General features: G+C 72.1%; 33 protein-coding genes. 12 read left to right on the forward strand and 21 right to left on the reverse strand.

Features of this window, described 5'->3' with window-relative positions; genetic code table 11:
* Window position 1: 1 nt before the first annotated feature.
* The gene (locus tag QCZ28_RS06160) at window positions 2–454 is read right to left on the reverse strand and encodes a MarR family transcriptional regulator (RefSeq protein ID WP_279515625.1); all 453 of its coding nucleotides are present in this window, start codon (window positions 452–454) and stop codon (window positions 2–4) included.
* Between the two features lie 97 nt (window positions 455–551).
* Between QCZ28_RS06160 and QCZ28_RS06165 the strand changes: the two genes are divergently transcribed.
* Complete coding sequence (locus tag QCZ28_RS06165; RefSeq protein ID WP_279515626.1) at window positions 552–1,025, forward strand: hypothetical protein; 474 nt, start codon at window positions 552–554, stop codon at window positions 1,023–1,025.
* A 113-nt stretch (window positions 1,026–1,138) separates the two neighbouring features.
* Here QCZ28_RS06165 and QCZ28_RS06170 read toward each other — a convergent pair whose 3' ends face one another.
* The 5 genes from QCZ28_RS06170 to QCZ28_RS06190 form a co-directional block, all read right to left on the reverse strand.
* Entirely contained in the window at window positions 1,139–2,320 is a 1,182-nt protein-coding gene (locus tag QCZ28_RS06170; RefSeq protein WP_279515627.1) for a GNAT family N-acetyltransferase, read from the reverse strand.
* A gap of 91 nt (window positions 2,321–2,411) precedes the next feature.
* Complete coding sequence (locus QCZ28_RS06175; protein WP_279515628.1) at window positions 2,412–3,113, reverse strand: hypothetical protein; 702 nt, start codon at window positions 3,111–3,113, stop codon at window positions 2,412–2,414.
* A 136-nt stretch (window positions 3,114–3,249) separates the two neighbouring features.
* On the reverse strand, window positions 3,250–3,834 hold the full coding sequence (locus QCZ28_RS06180; protein ID WP_279515629.1) for a hypothetical protein: 585 nt from the start codon (window positions 3,832–3,834) through the stop codon (window positions 3,250–3,252).
* A gap of 130 nt (window positions 3,835–3,964) precedes the next feature.
* A complete protein-coding gene (gene cydB, locus QCZ28_RS06185) occupies window positions 3,965–4,963 on the reverse strand; it encodes a cytochrome d ubiquinol oxidase subunit II (RefSeq protein WP_279515630.1) in 999 nt (332 codons plus the stop codon).
* A gap of 15 nt (window positions 4,964–4,978) precedes the next feature.
* Window positions 4,979–6,391: a cytochrome ubiquinol oxidase subunit I gene (locus QCZ28_RS06190; protein ID WP_279515848.1), complete on the reverse strand. Its 1,413-nt coding sequence runs from the start codon at window positions 6,389–6,391 to the stop codon at window positions 4,979–4,981.
* A 174-nt stretch (window positions 6,392–6,565) separates the two neighbouring features.
* On the opposite strand from QCZ28_RS06190, the gene QCZ28_RS06195 reads away from it, so the two are divergent.
* The 4 genes from QCZ28_RS06195 (at window position 6,566) to QCZ28_RS06210 (ending at window position 10,356) form a co-directional block, all read left to right on the forward strand.
* Complete coding sequence (locus QCZ28_RS06195) at window positions 6,566–7,327, forward strand: lysophospholipid acyltransferase family protein (protein WP_279515631.1); 762 nt, start codon at window positions 6,566–6,568, stop codon at window positions 7,325–7,327.
* A 79-nt stretch (window positions 7,328–7,406) separates the two neighbouring features.
* On the forward strand, window positions 7,407–8,174 hold the full coding sequence (locus tag QCZ28_RS06200; RefSeq protein WP_279515632.1) for a glycerophosphodiester phosphodiesterase: 768 nt from the start codon (window positions 7,407–7,409) through the stop codon (window positions 8,172–8,174).
* A gap of 17 nt (window positions 8,175–8,191) precedes the next feature.
* Window positions 8,192–9,583, forward strand: a complete 1,392-nt coding sequence (locus tag QCZ28_RS06205) for an MFS transporter (RefSeq protein WP_279515633.1) — start codon at window positions 8,192–8,194, stop codon at window positions 9,581–9,583.
* 164 nt (window positions 9,584–9,747) lie between these two features.
* Entirely contained in the window at window positions 9,748–10,356 is a 609-nt protein-coding gene (locus QCZ28_RS06210) for a thymidine kinase (RefSeq protein WP_245233484.1), read from the forward strand.
* A 23-nt stretch (window positions 10,357–10,379) separates the two neighbouring features.
* On the opposite strand, the gene QCZ28_RS06215 is transcribed toward QCZ28_RS06210, so the two are convergent.
* Entirely contained in the window at window positions 10,380–11,573 is a 1,194-nt protein-coding gene (locus QCZ28_RS06215) for a low temperature requirement protein A (RefSeq protein ID WP_279515634.1), read from the reverse strand.
* Window positions 11,560–11,970: a hypothetical protein gene (locus QCZ28_RS06220; protein ID WP_279515849.1), complete on the reverse strand. Its 411-nt coding sequence runs from the start codon at window positions 11,968–11,970 to the stop codon at window positions 11,560–11,562. Before QCZ28_RS06220 ends, QCZ28_RS06215 begins: the two co-directional genes overlap by 14 nt.
* 185 nt (window positions 11,971–12,155) lie before the next feature.
* Here QCZ28_RS06220 and QCZ28_RS06225 point away from each other — a divergent pair, with 185 nt between their 5' ends.
* From QCZ28_RS06225 to QCZ28_RS06240, 4 genes are all read left to right on the forward strand, one after another.
* Entirely contained in the window at window positions 12,156–13,859 is a 1,704-nt protein-coding gene (locus QCZ28_RS06225) for an acyl-CoA dehydrogenase family protein (RefSeq protein ID WP_279515635.1), read from the forward strand.
* Between the two features lie 31 nt (window positions 13,860–13,890).
* The gene (locus QCZ28_RS06230) at window positions 13,891–15,054 is read left to right on the forward strand and encodes a PQQ-binding-like beta-propeller repeat protein (RefSeq protein WP_279515636.1); all 1,164 of its coding nucleotides are present in this window, start codon (window positions 13,891–13,893) and stop codon (window positions 15,052–15,054) included.
* Window positions 15,055–15,111: 57 nt separating this feature from the next.
* Window positions 15,112–15,483 (forward strand): VOC family protein, encoded by a 372-nt coding sequence (locus tag QCZ28_RS06235; RefSeq protein ID WP_036410475.1) that lies wholly within the window; start codon window positions 15,112–15,114, stop codon window positions 15,481–15,483.
* 65 nt (window positions 15,484–15,548) lie between these two features.
* Window positions 15,549–16,397, forward strand: coding sequence for a helix-turn-helix transcriptional regulator (locus tag QCZ28_RS06240; RefSeq protein WP_279515637.1), 849 nt, complete (start codon window positions 15,549–15,551; stop codon window positions 16,395–16,397).
* On the opposite strand, the gene QCZ28_RS06245 is transcribed toward QCZ28_RS06240, so the two are convergent.
* The 7 genes from QCZ28_RS06245 to QCZ28_RS06275 all read right to left on the reverse strand — a co-directional run bounded on the left by QCZ28_RS06245 (window position 16,369) and on the right by QCZ28_RS06275 (window position 20,643).
* Entirely contained in the window at window positions 16,369–16,794 is a 426-nt protein-coding gene (locus tag QCZ28_RS06245) for a VOC family protein (RefSeq protein ID WP_279515638.1), read from the reverse strand. The two genes, QCZ28_RS06240 and QCZ28_RS06245, sit on opposite strands and share 29 nt — an antisense overlap.
* Before the next feature lie 90 nt (window positions 16,795–16,884).
* The gene (locus tag QCZ28_RS06250; protein WP_279515639.1) at window positions 16,885–17,883 is read right to left on the reverse strand and encodes a tyrosine-type recombinase/integrase; all 999 of its coding nucleotides are present in this window, start codon (window positions 17,881–17,883) and stop codon (window positions 16,885–16,887) included.
* 71 nt (window positions 17,884–17,954) lie between these two features.
* Window positions 17,955–18,380, reverse strand: coding sequence for an Hsp20/alpha crystallin family protein (locus tag QCZ28_RS06255; protein WP_030327658.1), 426 nt, complete (start codon window positions 18,378–18,380; stop codon window positions 17,955–17,957).
* A gap of 102 nt (window positions 18,381–18,482) precedes the next feature.
* Window positions 18,483–18,977 (reverse strand): GNAT family N-acetyltransferase, encoded by a 495-nt coding sequence (locus tag QCZ28_RS06260; RefSeq protein WP_279515640.1) that lies wholly within the window; start codon window positions 18,975–18,977, stop codon window positions 18,483–18,485.
* A 39-nt stretch (window positions 18,978–19,016) separates the two neighbouring features.
* Window positions 19,017–19,430, reverse strand: a complete 414-nt coding sequence (locus QCZ28_RS06265) for a DUF6069 family protein (protein WP_279515641.1) — start codon at window positions 19,428–19,430, stop codon at window positions 19,017–19,019.
* 75 nt (window positions 19,431–19,505) lie between these two features.
* A complete protein-coding gene (locus QCZ28_RS06270; protein WP_279515642.1) occupies window positions 19,506–19,982 on the reverse strand; it encodes a MarR family winged helix-turn-helix transcriptional regulator in 477 nt (158 codons plus the stop codon).
* 154 nt (window positions 19,983–20,136) lie between these two features.
* Entirely contained in the window at window positions 20,137–20,643 is a 507-nt protein-coding gene (locus tag QCZ28_RS06275; RefSeq protein ID WP_279515643.1) for a MarR family transcriptional regulator, read from the reverse strand.
* Window positions 20,644–20,712: 69 nt separating this feature from the next.
* On the opposite strand from QCZ28_RS06275, the gene QCZ28_RS06280 reads away from it, so the two are divergent.
* Window positions 20,713–21,945 carry an MFS transporter gene (locus QCZ28_RS06280; protein ID WP_279515644.1) on the forward strand — a complete coding sequence of 411 codons (1,233 nt, stop codon included), beginning with the start codon at window positions 20,713–20,715 and terminating at the stop codon, window positions 21,943–21,945.
* A 5-nt stretch (window positions 21,946–21,950) separates the two neighbouring features.
* Here QCZ28_RS06280 and QCZ28_RS06285 read toward each other — a convergent pair whose 3' ends face one another.
* Together QCZ28_RS06285 and QCZ28_RS06290 are read right to left on the reverse strand one after the other, a co-directional pair.
* Window positions 21,951–22,142 carry a DUF397 domain-containing protein gene (locus QCZ28_RS06285; protein ID WP_279515645.1) on the reverse strand — a complete coding sequence of 64 codons (192 nt, stop codon included), beginning with the start codon at window positions 22,140–22,142 and terminating at the stop codon, window positions 21,951–21,953.
* The gene (locus QCZ28_RS06290) at window positions 22,133–22,903 is read right to left on the reverse strand and encodes a DUF5753 domain-containing protein (RefSeq protein ID WP_279515646.1); all 771 of its coding nucleotides are present in this window, start codon (window positions 22,901–22,903) and stop codon (window positions 22,133–22,135) included. The genes QCZ28_RS06285 and QCZ28_RS06290 overlap by 10 nt, the downstream gene beginning before the upstream one ends.
* 206 nt (window positions 22,904–23,109) lie before the next feature.
* Between QCZ28_RS06290 and QCZ28_RS06295 the strand changes: the two genes are divergently transcribed.
* Window positions 23,110–23,394, forward strand: coding sequence for a hypothetical protein (locus tag QCZ28_RS06295; RefSeq protein WP_279515647.1), 285 nt, complete (start codon window positions 23,110–23,112; stop codon window positions 23,392–23,394).
* Window positions 23,394–23,639 carry a flavin reductase gene (locus QCZ28_RS06300; protein WP_279515648.1) on the forward strand — a complete coding sequence of 82 codons (246 nt, stop codon included), beginning with the start codon at window positions 23,394–23,396 and terminating at the stop codon, window positions 23,637–23,639. The genes QCZ28_RS06295 and QCZ28_RS06300 overlap by 1 nt, the downstream gene beginning before the upstream one ends.
* On the opposite strand, the gene QCZ28_RS06305 is transcribed toward QCZ28_RS06300, so the two are convergent.
* From QCZ28_RS06305 to QCZ28_RS06320, 4 genes are all read right to left on the reverse strand, one after another.
* Entirely contained in the window at window positions 23,636–24,208 is a 573-nt protein-coding gene (locus tag QCZ28_RS06305; protein WP_279515649.1) for a GNAT family N-acetyltransferase, read from the reverse strand. The two genes, QCZ28_RS06300 and QCZ28_RS06305, sit on opposite strands and share 4 nt — an antisense overlap.
* Before the next feature lie 98 nt (window positions 24,209–24,306).
* Window positions 24,307–24,993 carry a Type 1 glutamine amidotransferase-like domain-containing protein gene (locus QCZ28_RS06310; protein ID WP_279515650.1) on the reverse strand — a complete coding sequence of 229 codons (687 nt, stop codon included), beginning with the start codon at window positions 24,991–24,993 and terminating at the stop codon, window positions 24,307–24,309.
* Window positions 24,994–25,143: 150 nt separating this feature from the next.
* A complete protein-coding gene (locus tag QCZ28_RS06315) occupies window positions 25,144–25,650 on the reverse strand; it encodes a DinB family protein (RefSeq protein ID WP_279515651.1) in 507 nt (168 codons plus the stop codon).
* Window positions 25,647–26,678 carry an aldo/keto reductase gene (locus tag QCZ28_RS06320; RefSeq protein ID WP_279515652.1) on the reverse strand — a complete coding sequence of 344 codons (1,032 nt, stop codon included), beginning with the start codon at window positions 26,676–26,678 and terminating at the stop codon, window positions 25,647–25,649. The genes QCZ28_RS06315 and QCZ28_RS06320 overlap by 4 nt, the downstream gene beginning before the upstream one ends.
* Window positions 26,679–26,797 lie beyond the last annotated feature (119 nt).

Raw genomic sequence — 26,797 nt, forward strand, 5'->3', positions numbered from 1 at the left:
GTCAGTGCCGGCTGTGGTGCCGCAGCAGCCGGGTGAGCAGTCGGGTCAGCTGTTCACGCTCGTCGGTGGACAGTGGGGCGAGCAGGTCGGCCTGCACACGCTCGATGGTCGCGCCCATCCGGCGCGCCTCGTCGGCGCCGGCGTCGGTGACGCTGATGACGTTGCGGCGGCGATCGGCCGGGTCGGGGGCGCGGACCACGAGCCCTCGGCCGGCCAGGTCGTTGATGGTGGCGACCACGTCGCTGCGGTCGATGCCGCAGCGCCGGCCGAGGTCGGCCTGGCTCGCGGGCCCCTCCTCGGTCAGGGTGGCGAGCAGCCGGTAGTGGTAGCCGCGCAGGTCGTGCGCGGCGAAGCCCTCGCTGAGCAGCCGGCCGGCGTGGCTGGCGGTCTGATTGAGCAGCCAGCTCGGGGTGGTGTGGAGCCCGGCGGGTGACTGCGGGGCCGCGTGATCCATGGGCCGCAGCCTACCAGGAATCGTTGGCGCGACCCACGATCGAGTGTTACGTTGGCTGCACCAACGTTGGCGCTGCCAACGTATTGAAGGAGGCGTCATGTCCACCGTTCCCACCCTCAACGGCCAGGTCATCGGCCAGGCCCACTACGCCACCCGGGCCCTGCTCGAACAGACCATCGCTCCCCTCGGCGTCGAGTTCAACCAGCTGCTCGCCCTCAACGTCCTCGCCAACGGCCCCGTCGAACAGGCCCAGCTCACCCAACGGATCACCAGCACCCTCAAGGTCGACGAGCGGGAGGTGCGGCGGGTGCTCACCACCCTCGTCGACGCGGACCTCGCCCAGAGCGACCCGGACACCGCGACCCGGCTACGGCTCACCGACGCCGGTCGCGCCGTGCAGGCCCGCATCGCCGACGCCGTCGCGGGCATCAGCGCCCGCCTGTACGCGGACATCCCACCCGCCGAGGCCAGCGCCGCCGCCCAGGTGCTCACAGTGGTCACCCAGCGCGCGAACGCCGAGCTGGCGGCCACCGAGCACACCGGCGCCGGGAACGCGAGCACCCCAGCCTGACCGCGCCCCCGCGGCGACGGTGGTGCTGGCGGGGGCAGGCGCCGGTCTCGCCGCGTGGGACGGTGGGCTGACCGGTCGGCGGCACCGGTCGGAAAGCGCCGGGGCGGAACCGGTCAGAAGTAGTCGAGCAGCTGCGCCGGGCCGCCCACCCCCAGCAGGTCCAGGGCGGCCGGGTCGGCGTCACCGGCGCTACGCAGCAGCCCGACCTGCGCCACCGACCGGGCGTGCGCCGCCCCGGCGTACAACAGCGCGAAACCGCGCACGTGAAGCCACAGGTCGGCCTCGGTGTCGACGCGGGTCAGCTCGGCGGTGCCGTCGGCGACAGCCAACCGCCAGGTGCCGGTGTTCCACTCGGCGAGGGGGTCGCTGAGGTGGAAGTCGACAACGCCTCGGGCGTGGACCGGCCACCCCCGCACGCTCACCGCGCGGGCCACCTCCACCGGTCGGTGCATCCACAGGTCCCGCTCGTGCTCGCGGGCCGACTCCAGCGGCAGCTGAACGCTGACCGCGTCCCCGTCGAGCGGGCACAGCCGCACCGTCGGCGCGACGCTGGCCCAACTGCCGAGCACCCCGACGAGTTCCCGGGCCGCCTCGGCGGTGGTGGCCAGCGCCTCGTCGACGGTGAGCACCGAGTCGGCCCCGTAGCCCCGGCCCCGCTGCCAGGTGGCGTAGCCGACCAGCTCGCCGTCGGCCTCGACGAGGGTCAGCCCGTCGCCGGGCAGGCCCCCGTCGGCGGCGAAGAAGTCGTACAGCGTCCCCCGGCGCGTCAGCATGCCGTTGCGGTGCCGGGCGACCTGCTCGTAGAGGTCGGCGACGGCGGCCAGATCGGCGGGTGTGCCGGCCCGCACGCTCAGATGCGTGGCGGGCCGGTGCCGGGACAGCGCGGCGGTGGCCAGGTTGAGCGTGCGCAGCACCCCGGCGGCCTCCCATCCGCAGGCCCGGTACGGGGCGGCCACGGTCGGGTACAGGGCGCTGACCGCCGCCCCCCGCTCGCGGGCGCCGCGCAGCAACGCGGTGAGCATGGCCCGGGCCACGCCACGGCCCCGGGCCTCGGGTGCGACGGCCACTCCGGCCACGTCGGCGGCCGGCACCGCCCGGCCCGACCACCACTGGTCGTGGTGCAGGTCGACGGCCTTACCGACGAGCCGACCGGCGTCGTCGAACGCGCCCCAGCGCGTCATCCCCGGTACCACGATCCTCGTGCTCGCTGCTCGTTCCGAGGTGTTGCCGAACGCCAACCGGCCCAGGTCCCAGGCGGCGTCGAGGTCATCGGCGGTGAGTTCACGTACGTGCATCGGCACACCGTAGCGACGAGCGTTCGCGGCGGCCCGCGAATTATCGGGCGGCCGGACTGACGCGTTCGTAAGACCTCGTGAAGCGGTCGCGTCAGGGCGTCACCTGCGACGGATGGCCTGCGAACCGTACATCGACGATCGCCTTCGGCGGCTCCGCCAACTGGAACGTGAACGTGCCGCCGACGCGCAGGCCGAACGCGTCGAACGCGGTCGGGCCGGTGCCCTTTAGGTACGCGTTGGACAGCTCGACGTCCCGCTCGACGGTGGCGTCGCGCAGAGACACCTCGGCGGCCGCCCGGAAACCCGACGTCAGCAGGACGTCGCCGTGTCCGACCAGGCCGGTCAGGTCCAGGGCCGGGTTCTCGGTCGAGACGAACGAACTCGCGCCGCAGTCCAGTTGACGTCCGACCGTGGCCCGGCTCAGCCGTACCCGACCGACGGCGCGGAACCCCTGGTCGAGGCGGACGTCGCCGACGGCGTTCAGCCCGTCGGCGTCGAGCGCGACGCCGCCCGGGAACTCGAACAGACCACTGCTGCACACGAGCGACTCACCGATGCTGGCGCCGCACATCCGCACCCGACCGTGGGCGTGGAAACACTGCTCGCGCTGCGGGTCCTGGTCGAGGTAGACGCTGCCCGTGCAGGTGATGCCGGTCAGGTCCAGCGCGTCACCGGCCGGGTTCTCGAAGTGGCCCCCGGTGCAGGTGAGCTGGCGTGCCAGTTGTGCGCCGACCAGCCGGACGCCGCCGTGGGCGTGGAAGCCCCGATCCAGGTAAACGTCCTTGGCGGCCAACCGCTCGGCCTCGATGGCCGCGCCGGAGTGGCTGGCGAAGGTGCTGGCGGTGCAGGTAGCTCACCGTCGATCTGTGCGCCCACCAGCCGCACGGTGCCGGAGGCGGTGAGACCCTGGTCCAGGTAGCAACCGAGGCTCACATGGATCGAGTCGGCGCGCAGCGCCACTCCCCGCGGGTTTTCCAGTCGCGCCGCCCGGAAGGAGACCGTGGACACCTGCCCCCAGCAGAGCCGGATCTCCCCCTGGGCCTCGTGTCGTCCAGGCGCAGCGACTTCTCGATCACCATGTCCGACCCGTGCAACGCCAGAGCGCCGGTCTCGTGAGTGAGGGTGCTCCCACTCAGCCGCAGGTCCTCCGTGATCTGGGCCTTGGCGAGGGTCACCCTCCGCAGCGTGCAGTCGACGACGCTGAGGCCCTTGCGGGCGATGATGTTGTCGCCGTGCAGGTCGCCCAGCTCGCAGCCGACGAACTCGATCAGCTCCTCGCACACCGCCCAACTGAGGTCCACGCCGTCGTCGATGTGGCAGTCGTGGAACAGCAGCCCGTGCTTCAGGTACTGCTGGGACAGGTTCAACCGTCCCCGGACGGTGACCCGCGTCAGCGTCACCCGATCGGTTTCGGCCTCGCCCACGGGGCACCCGCTCAGCACGACATCGGCTGGCACGGTCTGCCCGGTGAGCTGCTGGCAGTTGGTCTCCGGCTCGCGTTTCCCGCCGCACATGACGCCCCCCGTGCGACCGTCGGGTCCAATGCCGAGTCCGAACCGGGCCCCCGAATCGTACCGAGCGGTGACGCTGAGTGAGGTGTGAACGCCGTTCCTCCGGTGCCGGCACGCCCGCCCCGGAAGGCGGTCAGTGCTGCGGGATGTTGGCCACGCCGATGCGCTTGCGGAACACCCAGTACGTCCAGGCCTGGTAGGCCAGCACCACCGGGGTGAAGATCACCGCCACCCAGGTCATGATCTTCAGGGTGTACGGGGTGGACGCGGCGTTGGTGGCCGTCAGCGTGCCGGCCACGTCCAGGGTGGAGGGCAGCACGTTCGGGAACAACGCCGCGAACAGGGTCGCCACGGCCAGGCCGATCGCCACGGCGGTACCGGTGAACGCCCAACCCTCACGGCGTACCTTGGCGGCGGCCAGGCCACCGAGCAGGGCAAGGGCCGCGCCGACGGCGAGCACGACGGCGGCCGCGCTGGAGCGGATTGTCAACGTCCAGGTGAGGAAGCCGACCGCGAGCACGGCGGCGCCGACGCCCAGGCGCACGGCGAGCGCGCCGGCGCGCTCGCGGATGTCGCCGGTGGTCTTCAGGGCGAGGAACACCGCGCCGTGGGTGAGGAACAACGCGAGGGTGGTCGCGCCGCCCAGCAGGGCGTACGGGTTGAGCAGGTCCAGCAGGCCGCCGACGTACTCGTGGTCGGCGTCCAGTGGCACACCGCGCAGGATGTTGGCGAAGGCGACGCCCCACAGGATCGCCGGCAGCAGCGAGCCGACGACGATCGCGGTGTCCCAGCGGCGCTTCCAGGACGCCTCGGGGCGCTTGTGCCGGTATTCGAAGGCGACGCCCCGGGCGATCAGGGCCAGCAGGATCAGCAGTAGCGGCAGGTAGAAGCCGGAGAAGAGGGTCGCGTACCACTCGGGGAACGCGGCGAACATGGCGCCACCGGCGGTGATCAGCCAGACCTCGTTGCCGTCCCAGACCGGGCCGATGGTGTTGATCAGGACTCGGCGTTCCCGGTCGTCGCGGCCGAGCACGGGCAGCAGCATGCCGACGCCGAAGTCGAAGCCCTCCAGGATGAAGTACCCGGTGAAGAGCACGGCGATGAGGAGAAACCAGATGGTGGTGAGGTCCACGGCGGGCTCCGGTGATCAGTAGGCGAAGGCGAGCGGGCGCTCGGCGTCGTCGGTGTCGTCGGTGGGTGGTTGCTCGCTGACGTCCGGCACGCCCGCCCTGGCGTAGCGCAGCAGCAGCTTGACCTCGATCACCGCGAGGGTGGCGTAGATCAGCGTGAACGCGGTGAACGAGGTGAGCACCTCGGTCAGCGAGACGCTGCGGGAGACGCCGTTGCGGGTGAGCATCTCGCCGAAGACGATCCACGGCTGGCGGCCCATCTCGGTGAAGATCCAGCCGAAGGAGTTGGCCAGCAAGGGCAGCACCGGCATGGCCAGCCCGGCGCGCAGCAGCCACTTGCTGCTCGGGGTGCGGCCCTTGCGCTGGCTCCAGAGGACCAGCAGGGCGATCGCGCCGGCCGCCATCCCGAAGGCGATCATGAAGCGGAAGCTCCAGTAGGTGACCGGGATGATCGGGGTGTAGCTGCCCGCGCCGTACTGGGTGGCGTACTGGGCCTGCAGGTCGTTGATGCCGTGCACGGTGCCGTTGGGGTCGCCGGTGCCCAGGTACGACAGCAGGTACGGGATCTTGAGGGCGAACACCTCGCGGCTGCCGTCGAGGCTGCCGATGGTGAGCACGGAGAACGAGGCGGGGCTCTCGGTGGTGTAGAGGCCCTCGGCGGCGGCCATCTTCATCGGCTGCACATCCGTCATGATCTTGCCCTGGATGTCGCCGGTGAACAGCACCGCGGCGGAGGCGACCAGGACCACCCAGGAGCCGAACTTGGTCGCGAAGCGGTACGCGCCGGTGTCGGCCGAGTCGCGGTTGCGGATCACGTGGTAGAGGCCGACCGCGACGACCAGCGACCCGGCGACCAGAAACGAGCCGGCCAGGGTGTGCGGGAAGGTGATCAGGGCGACCTTGTTGGTCAGCACCGCCACGAAGTCGGTCAGCTCGGCGCGCCCGCTGTCGGGGTTGATCCGGTAGCCCACCGGGTTCTGCATGAACGAGTTCGCCGCGAGGATGAAGTACGCGGACAGGTTGGTGCCGATCGCGGCGGCCCAGATGCTGGCCAGGTGGGCCCGCTTGGGCAGCCGGTCCCAGCCGAAGATCCAGAGGCCGATGAAGGTGGATTCGAGGAAGAACGCGACGAGCGCCTCGATGGCCAGCGGTGCGCCGAAGATGTCGCCGACGAAGCGGGAGTAGTCACTCCAGTTCATGCCGAACTGGAACTCCTGCACGATGCCGGTGACCACGCCCATGGCAAAGTTGATCAGGAACAGCTTGCCGTAGAACTTGGTGAGCTTCAGGTAGCGCTCGTTGCCGGTGCGGTGCCACATCGTCTGCAGGATGGCCACCAGCACGGACAGGCCGATGGTCAGTGGCACGAAGAGAAAGTGGTAGACGGTGGTGACACCGAACTGCCAGCGGGCAACGTCCAACGCGTCCACCTGAAAACCCCCAGCCATGCGTACTACGAGACGTAGTAAATACTACTGCTCGTCGTAGAGAAAAGAGCAGGGCCAGGCGGCCCGAAACGGCCCGGGACCAATGACCCTGATCACGCGGGCAACCCGCCGACCCGCCCTCGCGGCCCCGCCACCGCGTGCGACGATGTCGCGCTGATGAACACCTCCACCTGGCAGCCGCCGCTGACCTGGCGCGCCGCCCTGCTGCTGGCCCGGGGCCTGGTCGGCCTGCTCGCCCGCCTCGAGGTCACCGGCGACGTCCCGGCGCACCTGCGTCGCGGCCCGCTGGTGCTGGCCGCCAACCACATCAGCCCGTTCGACCCGTTGGTCATGGCCGCCGCCTGCCAGACCCGCGGCATCGCCCCGCGGATCATGGCGACCGCCGGACTGTTCCGCGTCCCGCTGTTCGGCGCCGCCATGCGCCACGCCGGGCACATCCGGGTCGACCGGGGCACCAGCGCCGTGCACCAGGCCCTCGACGACGCCGCCACGGCCGTGGCCCGCGGCTCGGTGATCCTCATCTACCCCGAGGGGCGCATCGGCCTGGACCCGGGCCTGTGGCCCGAACGCGGCAAGACCGGCGCCGCCCGACTCGCCCTGGCCTGCGGCGCCGCCGTCGTCCCGGTCGCCCAGTGGGGCTCGCACGAGGTGCTGCCCTACCAGGCGCCCCGGGGAATGCTGCGCGGCATCGCCCGCTCCCTGCGCCGTCGACCGGTGATCAGGGTGCACTTCGGCACCCCCGTCGACCTGGGCGAGGCAACGGCAGCCAGCCCCGGCGCGGCCCGCCGGGCCACCGACCGGATCATCGACGCGCTCACCGACACCCTCGCCCCGCTGCGCCCCGACGAGCCGGACCTGCCCCGCCACGTGGACCCGGGCCGCCCCGTCGACCCCAGTCGCGCCCACCGCCGCCGCTGACCCGGTCGGCCTCGACAACGGGCGTGATCTTCGCCGGCAGGCCACCCGCGCGCCACCGGCGGCGGGCATACTGCGTCGCGTGCTGACCCGATTCGGCTACCTCGACGCGCCCGCGCCGCTGGCGTTCGCCCACCGTGGCGGGGCCGCCGAGGGCGACGAGAACACCACCGAGGCGTTCGCCCGGGCCATCGGGCTGGGTTACCGGTACGTGGAGACCGACGTGCACGCCACCGCCGACGGGGTGGCGGTGATCTTCCACGACCCGACGCTGCGACGGGTCACCGGCGAGCCGGGGCGCATCGCCGAGATGAGCTGGGCGGACCTCGCCTCGGTACGCGTCGGCGGCGCCGCCGTCGTACCCCGGCTCGACGAGGTGTTGGCCGCCTGGCCGCAGGTCCGCTTCAACATCGACGTGAAGGCCGACGGCGGCGTCGAGCCGACGGTGGCGACGGTGTCCCGGGCCGGCGCCGGCGACCGGGTGCTGCTCGCCTCGTTCAGCGACGCCCGGTTGATCCGGCTGCGGGCGCTCACCCAGGGGCGGGTCGCCACCAGCCTGGGCATGCGCGGCGTCGCCCGGCTGCGGCTGGCCTCCCTGCACGGGCGGCCGTTGCGGCTGCCCCCGTCGGTGGTCGCCGCGCAGGTGCCGCCGCGCTACGGGCGGGTGCCGGTGGTGGACCGCCGGTTCCTCGACTACTGCCACCGCATCGGCCTGCAGGTGCACGTCTGGACGATCGACGAACCAGCCCAGATGCACGAGTTACTGGATCGTGGCGTGGATGGCATCATGACCGATCACGTCGGCGTGCTGCGCGACGTCTACCGCAGCCGCGGCCACTGGGCCGCCTGAGCGTCGAAGGACCACCGATGGCCGAGACCGTGACCCCCACGGTGGACGACACCCCGCCCCCGGCGAGCACTCGCCGGGAGCGGCGCGGCTGGTACATCTACGACTGGGCCAACTCCGCGTTCCAGACCACCGTCATCACGGTGTTCCTGGGCCCGTTCATCACCACCGTCGCCGAGCTGGCCGCCGGTTGCGAGTTGGGCGCGGACACCTGCGACGGGTACGTGTACCCACTGGGCATCCGGGTGGCGGCCGGGTCCTACTACCCGTACCTGATCTCGCTGTCGGTCTTTCTCACCGTGTTCGTGCTGCCGGTGATCGGGGCGATCGCCGACCGGTCGGCGCACAAGAAGCGGCTGCTCGGTGGCGCCGCGTTCACCGGCGCCGGCGCCACCGTCGCGATGATCTTCGTGACCGGCGACCGTTACCTGCTCGGCGGGGCGCTCTTCCTGGTCGCGAACATCTCCTTCGGCGCGGCCCTGGTGGTCTACAACTCGTTCCTGCCGCAGCTCGGCGGCCCGGACGAACGCGACGGCATCTCCAGCCGCGGTTGGGCGCTGGGTTACCTGGGCGGCGGTCTGCTGCTGGCGTTCAACCTGGTGGCGGTCACCCTGTTCAGCGAGGACGACAACCCGCAGCGCACCCTGGACCTGGCCCGCTGGTCGATCGTCTCCGCCGGGGTGTGGTGGGCGGTGTTCACCCTCGTGCCGCTGCGCTGGCTGCGGGAACGCCCCAGCGCGGCGGCGCTGGCCCGGCAGGGCAACGTGCTCACCGACGGGTTCCGGCAGCTGGGCCGCACCCTGCGGGAAATCAAGGCGTACCCGTTGACGCTGTTCTTCCTGCTGGCGTTCCTGGTCTACAACGACGGCATCCAGACCGTCATCACCCTGGCCAGCCAGTACGGCACCGAGGAGCTGCGCCTGGAGCAGAGCACCCTGATCATCACCATCCTGCTGGTGCAGTTCCTCGCCTTCGGCGGCGCGTTGAGCCTCGGCGCGTTGGCCCGGCGCGTCGGCGCCTGGAAGACGGTGCTGCTCAGCCTGATCCTCTGGATCGGTGTGATCATCGGCGCGTTCCGGCTGCCGGCCGAGGCGCCGGTGCCGTTCATGATCCTCGGCGCGGCCATCGGCCTGGTCCTCGGCGGCAGCCAGGCGCTGAGCCGGTCACTGTTCAGCCAGCTCATCCCGGCCGGTAAGGAAGGCGAGTACTACGGCTTCTACGAGATCAGCGACAAGGGCACCAGTTGGCTCGGCCCGCTGGCCTTCGGGCTGGTGTTCCAACTCACCGCCTCGTACCGGGTGGGCCTGGTCTCACTGCTGATCTTCTTCGTGGTCGGTTTCCTGCTCCTGGCCGCCGTGCCGATCCGCCGTGCCATCGTGGCCGTGGGCAACACCCCACCCCGGGTGCTCTGAGCACGCGTCCCGGACCAGGCAGATCAGGGGCGGTCGATCGGCTAGGCTGCCCGACCGTGACTGACGACGCCGCCACCGTCCCGACCTGCCTGGCCCACCCGTTCCCCGGGCAGCCACACGCCCCGGCCGGGTGCGCGGCCGCGCGCGGACTCGACGGGCGTCCGGTGCACGCGGCGGCGTTGAAGTTCTTCTGGGGGCCGATGGATTGCGGCAAGTCCACGATGGCGTTGCAGATGAACTACAACCACGCCCGGCAGGGCCGGCGCGGGCTGGTCACCACCCGCATCGACCGGTCGCTGGGACCGCAGGTCACCACCCGTATCGGCCTGGCCCACGAGGCCATCGAGGTCACCGACGACCTGGACCTGCGGGCCCTGGTGCGCGGCCGGTGGGCCGACGGGGTACGCGTCGACTACCTGATCTGCGACGAGGCGTGCTTCTACACCGTCGAGCACGTCGAGCAGATGGCCGAACTGGTGGACAGCTACGACGTCGACGTCTTCGCGTTCGGCCTGGCCACCGACTTCCGGTCGTGCCTGTTCCCCGCCGCGCAACGCCTGTTCGAGCTGGCCGACGAGGTGGCCCGCATCCAGGTCGAGGTGCTCTGCTGGTGCGGCCGCGAAGGGCTGCTCAACGCCCGGGTCGTCGACGGGCAGGTCGTCCGCGAGGGCGCCCAGGTCGTCATCGGCGACACCGTCGACACCGCCGAGGTGCGCTACCAGGTGCTCTGCCGCCGCCACTACCGCAGCGGCGACCTCGGCCCCCGCGACTGAACCACGGCCGGCTCGCAACGCGGTCACCGCCCGAGCGCCAGGGAACGGCGCCGGTCGGTCAGGATCACCGCCACCGTCACCACCAACGCCGCCGCGGCGCACCCCGCGACCGGCGCACCCAGCGCCACACCCACCGGCATCAGCGCCAACAGCACCACCACCGCCGTGACCCGGCTGATCGGCAGGGCCCGCCACAGCAGCGCCTTGTAGGCGGCGTGCCCGGCCAGGAACAGGGCCGGTCCGCCGAGGGTGAGCAGCACGTCGACCGTGGCGGCCGGTGCGCCGGGCTCCCGCAGCAACCGCTCGTCGGCCGCCGACGCCACGACGACACCGGCGACGATCACCGGGTGCAGAAAGTTGAACGCGACCCGGCTCAACGCGCCGGTGCGCTCCCCGGCGTGGGCGATGACCTCCGTGGCGGCCGGCGCGGAGCGGGCGAAGTACACCCACCACAGCGCCACCGAACCGCCGAACGCCAACAGGAACGCCCCGGACGTCACCAGGTTCACGTGTGACGTGAGGGTGCTGCCGGTGACCAGGATCGACTCCCCCAGCGCGATCAGGACGAACGCCGCGCACCGCTCGGCCAGGTGCCCACCCTCCACCATCCACCGCTCAGGTCGGCTGCGTCCCCGCCTCGGCAGCGGATAGCCGAGCGAGAGGCCGACCACCTCGATCACGATCACCGCCGCCCACACCGCGTCCCGGGCGGCCCCGCCGACCAGGCCACCGAGGACCACGAGCACCGACGTCCCGGTGATCCACGGCAGCGACTGCTGAAATCCGGCCACCAGCCACGGACTGCCCTGCACCGCCCACAACGCGAACAGCGTGCGGCCCACCTGCACGATCACGTAGACCAGCGCGAATAGCAGACCGGTCGAGCCGAACGCGTCCGGGATCGCCGCCGACAACAGCAGGCTGCCCAGCGCCACCCCGATCAGCATCGTCCGCACCGGCCCCTGGTCCGGTTGCAACCAGTTGGTCAGCCAGGTGGTGTAGACCCAGACGAACCACACCAGCGCCAGCAACAGGCCGGTACGGGCGGCGCCCCGCCAGTCCAGGTGCGCGAGCAGGTAGTGCGACAGCTGGGTGATGGTGAAGATGAAGACGAGGTCGAAGAAGAGTTCCGTGGAGGTGGTCGGCTGCACCCCCTCACGTGGTCGCAGCAGTTGCGGGCGTACCGGGGCGGCGACCGGGGGCTCAGAACGGGTCACCGCACACCCGCCAGCCGCCGTCCTCGCGGACCACCGGGAGGCGACGTTCCTCGCTGAGCCCGCCGTCGCGGGTCACCTTCACGGTCACCGTGCCCTGCGGTCGCCCGCTGCGGGTGGCGACGGACACATCGGTGATCTCGTAGTCGGTGACCATCGGTGGAGTCCGCACCCAACTGGTGAAACCGATCGCGCTCCACCGGCTGCGGGCGTCCGCGCAGAGCCGCTCGTACGCCCGGTCGCTGTCGCCCAGGGTCACCTCGGTGAGGAAGCCGTCGGCGGTCTCCCGGATCGGGCCGGCGGCCTGCCGGACGGTCTGCAGGTTCCAGGCGCCCAGCCCGGCCACCCCCACACAGCACAGCGCCACGCCGAACCCGGCGAACGCCAACCCGGTGCGCATCGGGCGGCTGCGCCGGGCTGGTCGACTCCACTGTTGGCCGGCACCCACGACTACCGACCGTAGAGAACACGGTCGCACCGGGGTACGACAAGCCGAAAAATCGGGTCCGGGGCTCACCCTGTTCGCGGCGGCCCCGCATCGTCTACCGTCGGCGCACATCCCCGAGCAGTGCCAGGAGCCGATCGATGAGCCGCTTCGTGCAGCCGGTACCACCCCCCGTCGACCCGTACGCCGGCGATGGCCTGCTGCGCTCCTGGCTGGAGCGTCACCTCGGCCCGGGTGGGCACGCCGCCGCGAAGGGCCGCCTCGCGGACCTGGCCGCCGACGTCACCGGGCCGCTGCGCGCGGCGCACGCCGACGCCGAGGCGCACCCGCCGACGCTGGTCCGCTACGACCCGTGGGGTGCCCGCGTCGACCGCATCGACACCTCCGCCGGCTGGCAGGAGCAGCGCGCCGCCGCCGCCCGCCACGCCGTGGTCGCGCTGCCGTACCTGCCGGACGCCCGGGGCACCTGGGGTGCCGCCGCGCGGGTCGTGCAACACGCCCTGCTGCACCTGTACGGGCCGGAGTCGGCGACGTTCTCGTGCCCGGTGGCGATGGCCGACGGGGCGGCGGCGCTGCTCAGCATGCCCGACGTCGACGCCACGGTCCGTGCCGCGTGGCTGCCCCGGCTGATCTCGACGGACCCGGCCACGGCCATCACCAGCGGGCAGTGGATGACCGAGTCGCAGGGCGGCTCCGACCTGGGCCGCTCCAGCACGCTCGGTCGACCGGCGGCGGACGGTTCGTGGCGGCTGACCGGGGAGAAGTGGTTCTGCTCCGCGGCCGACGCGGCGATGGCGGTGGCGCTGGCCCGACCGGAGGGCGCCGGGCGGGGCAGCCGGGTGCTCGCCCCGTTCCTCGTTCCCCGGTACGCGGTCGACTCCCCGTTGGCCGACGGCGCGGCGCCGGGCGCACCCGCACCGGGGGTCACGGTGCACCGGCTCAAGGACAAGCTCGGCACCCGGGCGCTGCCCACCGCCGAGATCGGTCTGCGCGACGCGTACGCCCTCCCGCTGGGTGACCCGGCGGTGCCCGGTCTGGTCCGGGCGATGACCCTGGTCGTGGTGACCCGGGTGCACAACGCGGCGGCGGCGGCCGGCGGGATGCGACGTGGTCTCGACTACGCCCGCGCGTACGCCGAGGTGCGGCACGTCGCCGGCGGCCCGCTGGTGTCCTCGCCGCTGCACCGGGCCACGCTGGGCACCCTCGCGGTCGACGCCGCGGGCGCGTTCGCCCTGGCCGGGCATGCCTTCGCCCTGCTGGGGCGGGTGGAGGTCGGCGCCGACCCGGAGGCCGCGGCGGAGCTGCGCATCGTGGCGCCGCTGGCGAAGCTGGCCACCGGACGGCTCGCCGTCAGCTCTGCCAGCGAGTACGTGGAGAGCTTCGGCGGGGCCGGCTACGTGGAGGACACCGGGGTGCCCCGGCTGCTGCGCGACGCCCAGGTGCTGCCGATCTGGGAGGGCACCACCAATGTGCTGGCCCTGGACGTGCTGCGCGCGCTGACCCGGGAGGACGCCGGGGCGCCGCTGCTGAGCCGGCTCGCCGCCGCCGTCGACCTGGCGCGGCCGTTGTCGCCGGTGCTGGCCGACACGCTGGCCACCGCGGCCGCGCAGCTGACGGAGACCATCAACGCGGTGACCGTCGACCCGGGTGCGTCGGCGGTGCTCGCGGGGGCCCGTGGTCTGGCGTTGCGCCTGGCGTACGCGCTGACCACCGCGTTGCTCGTCGAGCACGCCGCGTGGGGGGACGAGCAGGCGGAGCTGGCGGCCCGGTTGTGGGCGCGCCGCTGGCTGCGCCACGAGGAGATCGCCGAGGACGCCCACCAACACCTGGACCTGCTCTGCTGATCGGCCGGCGCGAGCGGACGGGTGGTCCCGCATGTCGGTGCTGATCGAGCTGGGCGACGACCGGGGCGCGCCGCTGGACGAGCGCCGGCCGCCGCCGCAGGTGTCGCGGCGGTGGCGGGTGGCGGCGCTGGTGGTGATCTGTGCCCTGCTCGGTGGTGCCGCCCCGGCCGGGCGCCTGTCGCCGCAGGTCGGGCCGGTGGTGCCCGCCGGGGCGACGGTGCTGGGCGCGGGGCCGCTGCTGCTGGTCGTCGGTCCCGACCAGAACCCGCCGATGCTGAGCGCCTACGACTCGGCCGCGCCCGGCGGCCCGCCGCGGTGGCGGGTCACCGTGCCACCCGCCGCCGGGTGGTCCGCCGAGGTCGTCGGTGACCTGCTGCTGCTGGTGGAACGGGATCAGACGCGCGGGGCGCGGGTGACCACCGCGCGGTCGATGCGTACCGGGCAGCCGGTGTGGCGGCGACCCGAGCGGGTGTACGCGGCCGGGGACGCGGCGGTCGCGGTGAGCGAGGTACGCAGCGCCTCCGATCCGGGGCGGCGGGTCGAGGGCACCGTGCACGGCGTCGACCCGGCCACCGGTGCGACCCGGTGGTCGGTTCCGCTGCCCTCCACGGCGGTGCTGCGGGCGCTGCCCGGGCGGGTGCTGCTGGTGCAGGACAACGGGTTGGTCCGGCTTCTCGACGCCCGCGACGGCGTCGAGCGCGGGCGGGGGCAGCTGCCGCCGGCCGACTACGGCCCGGACAACCCCCAGGTCGTCGGCGCGCACCTGGTGCTGCGCCACCCGATCGCGGGCGCGGTGGCGCTGACCGGGTACGACCTACCGGGGCTGGCACCGCGCTGGCGGGCATCGGTGCCGGCGGGCGAGTTGACCCTGCGGCCCTGCCAGGGCCTGCTCTGCGGGCAGGACGAGCAGGGCCGCTGGGCGATCGACGCGGGCACCGGGGCGCGGGTGTGGTCGTGGCCGGACGGCGCGCGCTGGCGCACGGTGGCGGGCCCCCGGGTGCCGGCGGAGCCGCTGGTGGTGCTGGGGTTGGCGGCGGACGGCAGGCGTGCGCTGGTGGCGACCGTGGGCCGCGACGGTCATCGGGTGTCGGTGGTGCTTCCGGAGGGTCTGACCGACTGCCGACGGGTGGGCGCCGGGCTGACCTGCCGTGACAGCACCGCCCGGGTGACGTTCTGGCCGCTCGACGCTCCCTGATGGGCGGTGGGTGTCGCAGCCCCGGAGTTTGTCGGACCCCGTCGGCATACTGCCGGCGTGACAGTTTCTGCCGACCTCGCGATGGTCAACCTCGACAGTTCCGATCCTGCCGGCCATGCCGCGTTCTACCACCAGGCGCTGGGCTGGGAGGTCACCCACAGCCAACCGGAGTACGCGATGATCAGCTCCGGTGGCGTCTCCATCGGCTTTGGTCTGGTCGAGGGTTACCGACCGCCCTCCTGGCCGGATCCGACCGGCGACAAGCGCTACCACCTGGATCTCTACGTCGACGACCTGGCGGCGGCGGAGGAGAAGTTCGTGGCGGCGGGCGCGTCCAAGCCGGATTTCCAGCCCGGCGGCGACAAGTGGGTCGTGCTCCTCGACCCGATCGGTCAGCCGTTCTGCATCTGCCCCCGCCCGCAGGGCTGACGCCGCACAGCCTGCTCAGCCGCGCCAACGTCTCCTGACTCATGCGTGTCTGACAAGATCGTCTGGTGGAACGAAACACCGCTCTGCGTGACTTCCTTCGCTCACGACGGGCGCAGGTAAGCCCGGCGCAAGCCGGTTTGATCGACGGCTCGGGACGCCGGGTGCCCGGGCTGCGGCGCGAAGAGGTGGCGGCCCTGGCCGGCGTGAGCGTCGACTACTACATGCGCCTGGAACAGGGCCGTAACGTGTCGCCGTCCGATTCAGTTCTCGATTCTCTGGCCACGGCGTTGCGCCTTTCGCCGGCGCAACAGGCACAGCTGTATCTGCTGGTTCGGGGCCGTTCGAAACACGAGGCAGACCGTGTTCCGGACGATCATCCGAATATCACCGGGCTTCTACGCGCCGTCGCTGTTCCGGCGATTGTGGTGGGGCGCGGTAGCGAGGTGATCGGCGCGAACGCACTGCATCGAGAACTGACGACGGACTTCGACACGTTCCCCCTTGAGCGCCGCTACTACGCGTACTGGCTGTTCGCCGATGCGGGTGCTCGTGAGGTGATGGTGACGTGGGAGCATTCCGCCCGCGAGACCGTCGGTGTCCTCCGGGCCGCCGTCACCCGGTTCCCGGAGGACCGCCGTCTCCACCGCCTGGTCGAGAATCTGAACGCGGGGAGTCCCGAGTTCCGCGAGCTATGGGACGAGCACGACGTCGCGACCCCGGCGCCCGGTGTCAAGGTGTACCGTCATCCGCTGATCGGTTTGCTGGCGCTGCGGCAGGTGGCCGCGCAACTGGCCGACGACGTCTGGCTTTACCTTTACTGGGCCGATCCGGGTACCGACGCCGAGGCGGCCCTGCAGCGGCTGCGAGACGTGGTCGCCGATGCGCTCAGCCGGCCATCGGCACCGCTTCGGTGATCTCGATGATGGTGCCGATGTTGTCCCGGATGAAGGCGAAACGCTGACCGCTCTTCTCGACCGTCATGGGGCCGGCGAACAGGGCCACACCGCGCCGGTCGAGTTCGGCGATGGCCGCGTCCAGGTCGGGAACCCGGAGGCAGATGTGGTGCAGACGCTCGACGTCGTGGCTGGCCGGTAGGCTTTCGGCGGCCGGGGCCGGGTTCGCGGCGGCGCCAGCCGAGATGATCTCGATCTTGGTGTTGTCGGTGCCGATGAAGGTGAACACCGATTCGCCGACTTCGAATTGCTGGATCACCCGGAAGTCGAGGTGGTCGCGATACCACGCGATGGTCTGGTCGAGGTGCGCTGCAGAGGTGGTGATGCCGACGTGGTCGAACTGAAATCCGAAGGTCATGTCACAAGTACAGCAACGTGCGATGCTGCCGAAAAGCGGCCGGTTTCACCCTAGGTCTGCCGGTCCTAGGCCCGACGCGGCGGGCGCTGCTCAGCCGCGGCGGCGCGACCGGGCGGCCCACACCGCGTAGGCCGGGTCGCGGTCGAGGTTGTGCCGGTCCCGGTCGTAGCGGCGGGTGGTGCGCGGGTCGGCGTGCCCCATGGCGTCCTGCACGTCCTCCAACGGCACGCCCTCGGAGCGGGCGGTGGTGGCGAACGCGTGTCGCAGCGAGTGTGGGGACAGCTTCGCCCAGGCCGGGATGCCGGCGGCGCGGGCGAGCCGACGGACCATCCGGAACACCGAGTGCCGGTCCAGCCGGGCACCGCTGGCGGTGACCAGCAGTGGGCCGGTCAGCTGCGCCACCGGCACGCCGGTGGCGGCGGCCCGCTGGGCCAGGTAGGCGTCCAGGGCGTGCCCGGTGCCGGGGGTGAGGGCGCGGCGGCGTTGTTTGCCGCCCTTGCCGACGAAGCGCACGCTGCGGTGGCCGCGTTCGGTGCCGAGGTCGGTCAGGTCCAGTGAGATCAGCTCCCCGACCCGCAGACCCAGATCGGCCAGGAGCGCGAGCGCTGCCCGGTTGCGGACGGCTGTCGCGCCGGTGTCCGCGTCGGCGGCACTGAGCAGGGCGTCCACCTCCTCGGGGGTGAGCCCGACGGTGGCGGAGTGGTCCCGGTCGACGCGGGGGCGGTCGGCGCCGGAGACCGGGTTGGCCGGCACACCGCCCAGTTTGACGAGGAAGTCGTACCAACTGGACAGCGCCGAGAGTCGACGTGCGACGGTCGCCGGGGTCAGTGGGCGGCCGCTGCGGGCGCCGAGGCTGTTCTCCAGGGCGCGGGCGTACTCGTTGACGTGCAGGAACGTGGCCCGCAGCGGGTCGAGGTCGCGCTCGGCGCACCAGCGCAGCCAGCCGGTGACGTCACGTCGGTAGGCGTCGCGGGTGTGTTCGGACAGCCGCCGGTTGCGCAGCCACGCCTCGGTGACCTCGACCGGTCCGCTCGGCAGCGCCGGTGGTGCGGACGGACGGGCGAGCAACGGAGCGTCGGAGAACACCATGTGAAAAAGACTCTCAGCCTCGGGTGGGATCGGCGCGCAGGCGCGCCGGTCCCACCCGTCACCGGGGCGGATCAGGCGTTGATCTCCCGGCGGGCGTTGCCGTTGGCCTGGATGGTCACCCGGCGGGGCTTGGCGCGCTCGGCGACCGGGATGCGCAGTGTCAGCACCCCGTTCTCGTAGCCGGCCTCCAGCTTGTCGGTGTCCAGCGTGTCGCCGAGGAACAGTTGCCGGGTGAAGGTGCCCATCGGGCGTTCGGCGGCGACCAGCTCGACGCCGTCACCGGCGGGTCGGCGACGCTCGGCGCGGACGGTGAGCACGTTACGTTCGACGGTGCAGTCGATGCTGTCCGGGTCGACGCCGGGCAGGTCGAACGCCGCGTAGAAGTGGTCGCCGTCGCGGTAGGCGTCCAGGTGCATCATCGCGGGGCGGGCCGCCGTACCGAAGAACTGCTCGGCGAGCCGGTCGATCTCGCGGAACGGGTCGGTACGCATCAACATGGTCATGCCTCCTCGGTTCTCCTGGCCGAAGGTGATGAGTTGAGCCGGGATGACTCAACTTCCTCTTCTTATTTAGCGCGTCCGCGTACCCGCGTCAACCGCTCAGGACAGCCGCTTCTCGAACCAGTGGTCGGCGTACGGGCCCCGCGAGTACGCCGGGATCTCCCGGTAGCCGTGTCGCGCGTACAGGGTGCGGGCCTCGACCAGGTCGGCGCGGGTGTCGAGGCGGATCCGGTCGGCCCCGACGGCGCGGGCGTGCTCCTCGACGGCGGCGAGCATCGCGGCGCCCCCTCCGGCGCCGCGATGCTCGCGACGGAGAAACACCCGGGTCAGCTCGGCCCAGCCGGGCTCCCAGCGCAGCCCCGCGCAGCCGGCCAGGTCGCCGCCGTGGTGGACGAGCAGGAGCAGCCCGGTCGGCTCGGTCAGGTCGTCGCTGGGCATCTCGGCCAGCGCCGCGTCGACCTCGCCGGGCAGGGCCGGGCGGCGGCGATAGCGCTCGACCATCTCGGTCATGTACTCGCGCAGCAGCAGTGCGGCGTCGGGCTGGTCGGGTCGAGCGGTGCTGGTCATCCAGGCTGGTCGGACGATGCTGGTCACCTGTCGATCATCACCGTCCGGTCAACGGCTTTTGCCGGGTCAGCGGCGACGGGCCGGCAGCAGGGCGATCAGCGCGACCGCCACGGCCACGTGCGTCGCGCCGAGGGCGAGCTTGGCACCGCCGGTGGCCTCGACGCTGAACACGGGAACGAAGGACAGCACCGTCACGACGATGGCCAGCGCGATCCAGAGCGGTCGGGCGATCCGTGCGGCGAACCGCTCCAGCAGCGCCAGCGCCGCCCAGCCGAGCAGGGCGGCCGCCAGGGCGATCATGACGATCGCGCCCGCCCCGATGACGGTGGCGGGCCGACCCGGGCTCTCGACGGTGTAGTCGACTCCGGCGAGCGCGCCGATCGACCAGACGACCAGGGGTGCCACCACGGCGGCGACGATGCCGAGGGCGCGACGGCGCAGTGGCGAGGGGGCGGGGGTCGTGACGGTGGCAGCACTCATGACGGCTCCTCGTTCAGGGAAACGAACGAGTACGACCGTAGCAGATAGTCTTGTTCAGAACTATCTCCATCGGAACTAACAGCCGGAGCGGGCCCCCGGCGCGTACGGGGAGGTGTTGGCCAGTGGTCCGCTCACCAACGCCAGGAGAGCCCGCAGGAACGCCTCCCGGTCCTGCTCCGGCAGGGTCGCGAGCAGGTCGTCCTGGATGCGCCGGACCACCTGTTGCGCCTGCCGCAGCACCTGCTCCCCCGCCGGAGTCACCGCGACCATTCGGGCACGCCGGTCCGTGGGCACCGGGCGGCGCTCGGCCAGCCCGGCTCGTTCCAACTGGTCGAGCGTCACGACCATCGTGGTCTTGTCCACCCCGCACCGCTCGCCGATCTCCCGCTGGGTCAGGTCACCGGTGCGGGCCTGCGCGAGCACGTAGTGGGCTCGGGGCGAGATGCCCAGCTCGGCCAGCCCCGCGGCGTGCTCGGTCTGCAACGCGTGACTCGCCCAGGAGAGCAGGAACAACAGGTCCGGTGAGCCGTCAGTGGGCGTGCAGGAGGTCATGCGCCGAGGCTAGCAAGATCCACCGCAACCGGACGTTCGCGCGGCGGGTGATCAGAGCCGCTGGTAGATGGCGTGCTCGCGGGTCAGCAACCGCTCGTCGATCAGATACCGGCGCAGCTCGGTGCCCGGCAGGGCCAGTCAGTGCCTGGCCGGCTCAGTCGGCGTCCGGCGGTTGTTCGGCGACGAGCAGCACCCGACGCAGCAGGTCGGAGAGGTCTCGGCGCTCGGTCGCGGTGAGCGCGCCGAACAGGCGGTGCTCCTCCGCGCCCTGGACCTCCATCGCCCCCTGCCACGCCGCCCGGCCCGCCTCGGTGAGCTCCACGTCGACCCGTCGCCGGTCCACGGTGGACGGCATTCGGCGCACGAAGCCCCGCCGCAGCAGGGTGTCCACCCGCGCGGTGATCGAGGCCGGGGCCATCGCGAGGTCCGCGGCGAGATCCGAGGGAGCCGCCCGGCCACCACGACCGGCCAGGGCGTGCAGGGTGTCGTACTCGTGGGCCGGCAGGTCGAGGTCGACCAGGACCCGCTCCTTGACCGCCCGCAGGTGCCGGGTCAGCCGGATCATCCTGGTCACCGCCCCCTCGACGTCGGCGTCGAGGTCGGGCACCACGGGCAGCCAGCGCTCGATGTGCTGGTCCACGGCGTCCGGAGTGGTGGTCACCGCGCCAGCTTACCTCAGTACCGAAATATTCAATGGCGAAATGTTCGACGTCGAAGTATGTTCGTGGTCATGGCTCACCCGCTGCGCAACCACTCCTTCCGGCTGCTGTTCCTGGGCCGCACCGTCTCTGCCATCGGCGACGCGGTGGTGCCCGCCGCGCTGGCGCTGGCCGTGCTGCGCGCCACCGGCTCCACCGGCGCGCTGGCAGTCGTCCTCGCCGCCGCCGTTGTCCCCCGGCTGCTCCTGCTGCCGTTCGGTGGTGTGGTGGCCGACCGGTTCGACGCCCGCCGGGTCGCCCTGCTGGCCGACCTGGTCCGCTGCGCGGTCCAGATCGCGGTCGGCGTCGAACTGCTCGGCGGCGACCCGTCACTGAGCACCGTCGTGGTGGCGTCGGCGCTGGGCGGCGTCGCCTCGGCCTTCGCCATTCCGACCGCCTCTCCGCTGGTCGCCGGCACCGTCGAACCGGCCGACCGGCAGCGGGCCAACGCCCTGATGGGGATCACCGCCAACACCAGTCGCCTCGCCGGGCCGGCGCTGGCCGGCGCGCTGATCTGGGCCGCCGGGCCCGGCTGGGCATTCATCCTCGACGGTGCGTCGTTCGCGCTCAGCGCCGCGCTGCTCGCGCTGGTGCGGGTCCGCCACGTGCCGGTGCCCCGCCGTTCCGTCCTCGCCGACCTGCGGCACGGCTTCGGCGAGGTACGCGCCCGCGACTGGTTCTGGACCAGCCTGCTCGGGCACGGCGTGTGGAACGGCGCCGCCGCCGTGCTGATGACCCTCGGCCCGGCCGTCGCCATCGACCGACTCGGCGGCGAGGCGACCTGGGTGCTGCTGTTGCAGGCCGGCGCGATCGGCATGCTCACCGGGTCGCTGCTGGCCGGGCGGGTACGGCTGCACCGGCCGGTGCTGCTGGCCAACCTCGGCCTGGCCTGCTACGCCGCGCCGCTGTTCCTGCTCGCCGTCGCCGCGCCCGCCCCCGCGGTGATCGCCGCCTACGCGGTGGCGCTGACCGCCCTCGGTTACCTCAACCCGGTGTGGGAGACCGTCGTGCAGCACCACTTCCCGCCGGACGTGCTGGCCCGGGTCACCTCGTACGACTGGCTGGTGTCGCTGGGCGCCATGCCGCTGGGCTACGCGCTGGCACCGTTGGCCGCCGACGCGTTCGGCGCACCCGTCCCGCTGGCCGTCGCCGGCCTGCTGGTCCTCGCCTCCTGCGCGGGCACCGCGCTCGTCCCCGGCGTACGCCGGCTCACCTGGCCGACGACCCCGCAGCCGCAACCGGCCGAACCCGCCGGCCTGCGCTAGCGAGGTCAGCCGGCGTGGCGGGCCAGCGCGACGAAGAGCCGCCACGACTCGGGGCGGAACGCCAGCGTCGCGCCGTCGCGATCCTTCGTGTCCCGAACGAGCACCACACCCGGCAGGTTGTCGGCCACCTCGACGCAGTCGCCGCCGTTGCCGCCGCTCCTCGTGCTCTTCCGCCACCGCGCGCCGGTCATGTCCATGCTGCTGCCGCTTCCCTGAGGAGTGCCAGGGAACGCCCGCGCGGCAGTGCCTCGCCGCGGATCCGCTCCCACCGTCGCTCCAGATTAACAAGGTCCGATGGCTGGTCCAGGATCTGCGCCTGGGCCGCGCTGTCGACGTGGGCGACCCGGGAGCCGTCCGGCATGTCCGCGATGGTGAACGGCCCGTCGAGCCCGGGATAGCTGGGCGCATCCGCCGGGACGATGTGCAACTGCACGGCGCCCGCCTCGGCGTGCCCGAGCAGGCACACGAGTTGCGCGGCCATCAGGGCGCGGTCGTCGCCGACACGCCGTCGCAGCACCCCCTCGTCCAGCACGGCCACCAGCAGAGGGCCGCCCTCTCCCGGGGCGAGGATCGCCTGCCGGGCGATGCGCGCCTCGGTGAACTCGTCGACCTCCTCCGCCGCCAGCATCCCGCCGGCCAGGGTCGCCCGCGCGTACGCCTCGGTCTGCAACAGCCCGGGCACCCACGCCAACTGGAACGACCGCAGTGTCACCGCCTCGCGTTCCAGGTCGACCCACGGCCGGAACCACACCGGCTCACGACGCCGGCCGGCGTCCGGCCACAGCGTGTCGATCTCCTTGGCCAACAGCCCGGCGACGGTTGCCCGGTGCCTGCTCTGTGGAATGTGCCCCGGGTTCGCCCACCGGGCGACGGTCTTCGGGTGCACGCCGATCCGATCGGCGAGGCTTTCCGCGGTGTGACCCGCGGCGGCGAGCGTTGCGACAAAGGCGTGGTTCATGCCGTCCTCTCCTGGTGCAAAGCGGCTGCGATGAAGACATAACGTAACGCTGTGTGCTTGTCCAGCGACTACCGGCAAAGTGCGGTGTAGACGGCGCGACCGGCAGGACCCCGAAACCGGCGGACGCGTTCGTAGCGGGGCCGCTTCCGGTGGGCGAGCACTCCCGGAAGCGGCCCCTTCCCAGACGCCGAGCAGAGGAAAGACCGGTGCCGGAGAGGAAAGAGTTCAGGGCCGGGGACGTCGTCCTCCTGACCGTCGCCGCGAGCGTGCAGTTCCGCGAACCGATCGTCGTCCGCGTCATCCGCGAGATACCCGACCGGCACACGTACGACGGTTGGCTCTGGCTCGACGCGTACCAACTGGACCCGAAGGGCGAGGCGGTGGCCCGGCGGGAACTGTTCGTGCTGCGCACGGGCGTACGGCGGCAGGCGCCCAGCGAGGCGCGGCGGCCCGCACCCGCGCGGCGCCGGACCACGGCGCGGGCCGTCTGATGCCCGCGCGCCGCAAGCACCTGCCGGCGCGGCCGTCGTGGCGCTGCCCGGTCTGCGGCATCCTGTGGCCGTGCTCGGCGGCGAAGCTGCGCCTACTCGCCGAGTACCGCGAGGATCGGCCGGGTTTGCTGACTCACCTGACCAAGGTCCAGGAGGAGGCGACGGCCGATCTCCGTATGCTCCACCCGGGCGTCGCGCTGCCCGACCTGACCCCGCGTTTCGTCGGCTGGGCGAAGGCCCGTTAGGCCAGTCGTGCGTGCAGGTGCATGTCGTGCCATCCGTCGGCGTGGCGCACCGATCCTCGGGCCACGCCCTCGACGGTGAACCCGGCCCGTGTGGCTACCCGGCACGAAGCCGCGTTGGCGGTGGAATGCTCCAACCCGAGCCGGTGTAGTCCGGCTCGGGTGAAGCTCCACCGGGTGAGTGTCACCAGCGCCTCGGTGGCGAGCCCTCGACCGCGCGCGGCGGGCACCAGCCAGTACGACACCTGCGCCGACGCCTCGGTCAGCAGCACGTCGCGCAACCCCACCTGACCGACGGGCCGGTCGTCGGCGTCGACGAGCGCCCAACTGGCGGCGCTCTCGTCGCGCCAACGGCCGGCCCACTGCGCTGTCCACGACCGGGCCTCGTCGTCGCTGTCGAGGCGACGCACGTGCCACCGCTGGATCACCGGACAGTCGAAGGCAGCCCGCACGGCCGGGGCGTCGTCGTCACGCCACGGCCGCAACGCCAGCCCGGGGCGTACCGGAAGGTGGGGTTGCTCCCGGGCGGCGAGGCTGCCGGCGGGCAGGGCGGGTTCGACGAGCAGCGGCATCCGTCCATTATCGAGCCGGCGGCCGCACGCTCCGGCCGGGCCACCGACGAGCGCGGCGACCACGTCGAGGGGCTGGCTCGGCTGAAGGGACGACCCGGTCAGGGGTTGACCAGTTTCCAGTCGCCTTCGGAGATGACGTCGACCTTGCCATCGACCACTGCGATGGCGGTGTTGTCGTCGATGGCGTAGGTCGGGACCGGGATTCCGGACGCCCACTTCTGGATGTCGGACAGCGTGGTGTCCTCCATCTCCGGATGGTTGAGGTGGGGGTACAGCGTGAAGTCCACCAGCCCCAGCGCCCGGTCGGCGTCCTTGGCCATGTCGCTGCCGTCGGGGACGAACGCGAGGTCGAACTCGGCGTCGCAGTTGTACGGGGTGACCGCGATGCTCCCGGCACTGACCCCCACATACACCGTGTCAGTCAGCGACGGCAGCAGGTCGGCCAGGCCCGACCGGCGCAGCCAGTAGGTCAGGTACAGCACGTCGCCGCCCCAGACGAGGAGGGCGTCGGCCTCCCGGACCGCCGGGACCCAGTTCTCCTCACGAATGGTCGGCAGCGCGGTGAGTTCCAGCAACCCCAGGGATCTCCAACCGAGCTGGCACAGCGGGATGTCGGCCCGACCGTGAATCGCCTTCCATGCCCTCTCAGCCCCGCCAGGGAAGGGGTAGACAGCGGTGGGCACGAACAGGGCCGTGGACTCGGCGATCGACTTGCCCAACAGGTCGACGAGCGCGTCGGAGATGCTCGGGTTGCAGATGCCCGACGAGGTGAGGAGGAACTTCATGGGATCCGCTCTCCTGAAGCCACCGCATGACGGCGATCGTGGTGTCAGTGAGGACCAGCGTGCCGCCTCGCCAACCCGAGCGACATCGCTGGATCATCCACCGGCGGCCGTCCAGCGTCAACGGCCTCCACACTCCGCAGCGACAGCCGCTCATTTCCCGGTCGGGCCGCCGGCGAGTTCGGCGACCACATCGAGGTGGCCGAGGTGGCGGGCGTACTCCTGCACCAGGTGGAACAGCACCCGCTCGAGCGACGCCGGGTCCGCGCCGTCCCACCGCGGGCCCGGCGCACCGATCTCGGCCAGGTCGTGTGCCGTCACCACGGCAGTGGTGTGCGCGCCCTGCGCCCGCAGCGCCGCCACCAGATCCGCGCGGGTCTCGTCGGGGGCGACGTACCAACGGTCGTCGCGGCGGTCGCCCCACGGCTCGGCGACAGCCCGACCCTGGAAGCCCCACTCGATCCAGCGCAGCTCCACGTGGCGCAGGTGCGTGAGCAACTCCAGCGGGGTCCACCCGGACGGCAGCCGGCTGCGCCGCAGCTCCGACTCGTCCAACGCCGACACCTTGGCCACCAGCGACTCCCGGAAGTAGTCCAGGTAGCGCAGGAAAACCTCGGCGCGGCTGTCGGCCGGGGCGGTGGGCTCGGGAAACGACGTCATGACCCGGCCGGCAGGTCGCGGGCGCGCTGGCGCACACCTGCGGCGCCGTACGGGTAGTCGCCCACCGGCGGGGCGCTCACCTCGTCCAGCAGCCGCATCTGTTCGGCGTCGAGGACCAGGTCGGCGGCGGTCAGGTTGTCGTCGAGCTGCTCGGTGGTACGCGCGCCGAGGATCACCGAGGTGACCGCCGGTCGGGCCGCCAGCCAGGCCAGCGACACCGCCGACATGGACACCCCCAGGTCTCCGGCGATCTGACGGACCGCGTCGAGCACCCGCCAGGTGCGCTCCTCGGCGTTGCGACCCGCGTACGCCTCGACGCCGCGCTGCGGGTTCTCGCCGAGCCGCGTCGCGCCGGTGGGCGTGCTGTCGCGCTGGTACTTGCCGGTCAGCCAACCGCCGCCCAGCGGTGACCACGGCAGGATGCCGATGCCCTCGTTCTCGCAGACCGGCACCACCTCGAACTCGATCTCCCTGGCCAGCAGGTTGTACTGCGGTTGCAGGGTCACGATCGGGGTCAGGTTGAGGTGCTGGGTGAGCAGGGCGGCCTTCTGCAGTTGCCAGCCGGTGAAGTTGCTGACGCCCGCATAGCGGATCTTGCCTGCGCGTACCGCGTCGTCGAAGAACCGCAGCGTCTCCGGCAGCGGGGTCAGCGGGTCCCAGGCGTGCGCCTGGTACAGGTCGACGGCCTCGACGCCGAGGCGCCGCAGGCTGGCGTCCAGGGCGCGGGTGAGGTGCACCCGGGACAGGCCGGCGTCGTTCGTCCCCGGTCCCATCGGGAACCGCCCCTTGGTGGCGATCACCAGGCGGTCGCGCATGTCGGGTCGGCTGCGCAGCCAGCGCCCGATGATGTCCTCCGAGACACCCGTGGAGTAGACGTCGGCGGTGTCGATGAGGGTGCCGCCGGCCTCGACGAACCGGTCCAGTTGGGCGAAGCTGCCGGCCTCGTCGGTCTCCGCGCCGAAGGTCATCGTGCCCAGACAGAGGGTCGACACCACAGTGCCGGTGGCGCCCAGATTGCGGTAGCGCATATCGTCCTTTCGGTCCGAGTGACAAAGCCGATCTTCGCACCCGGTTGGGCCACCTGCACATGGAGGCCGCCGGGGCCCCGGCACGGGCACCCACGCGGGCACCTCGCCGGTCATCATGA

It is taken from the genome of Micromonospora sp. DH14, from assembly GCF_029809455.1.
In the GTDB taxonomy this organism is placed as follows: domain Bacteria; phylum Actinomycetota; class Actinomycetes; order Mycobacteriales; family Micromonosporaceae; genus Micromonospora; species Micromonospora parva.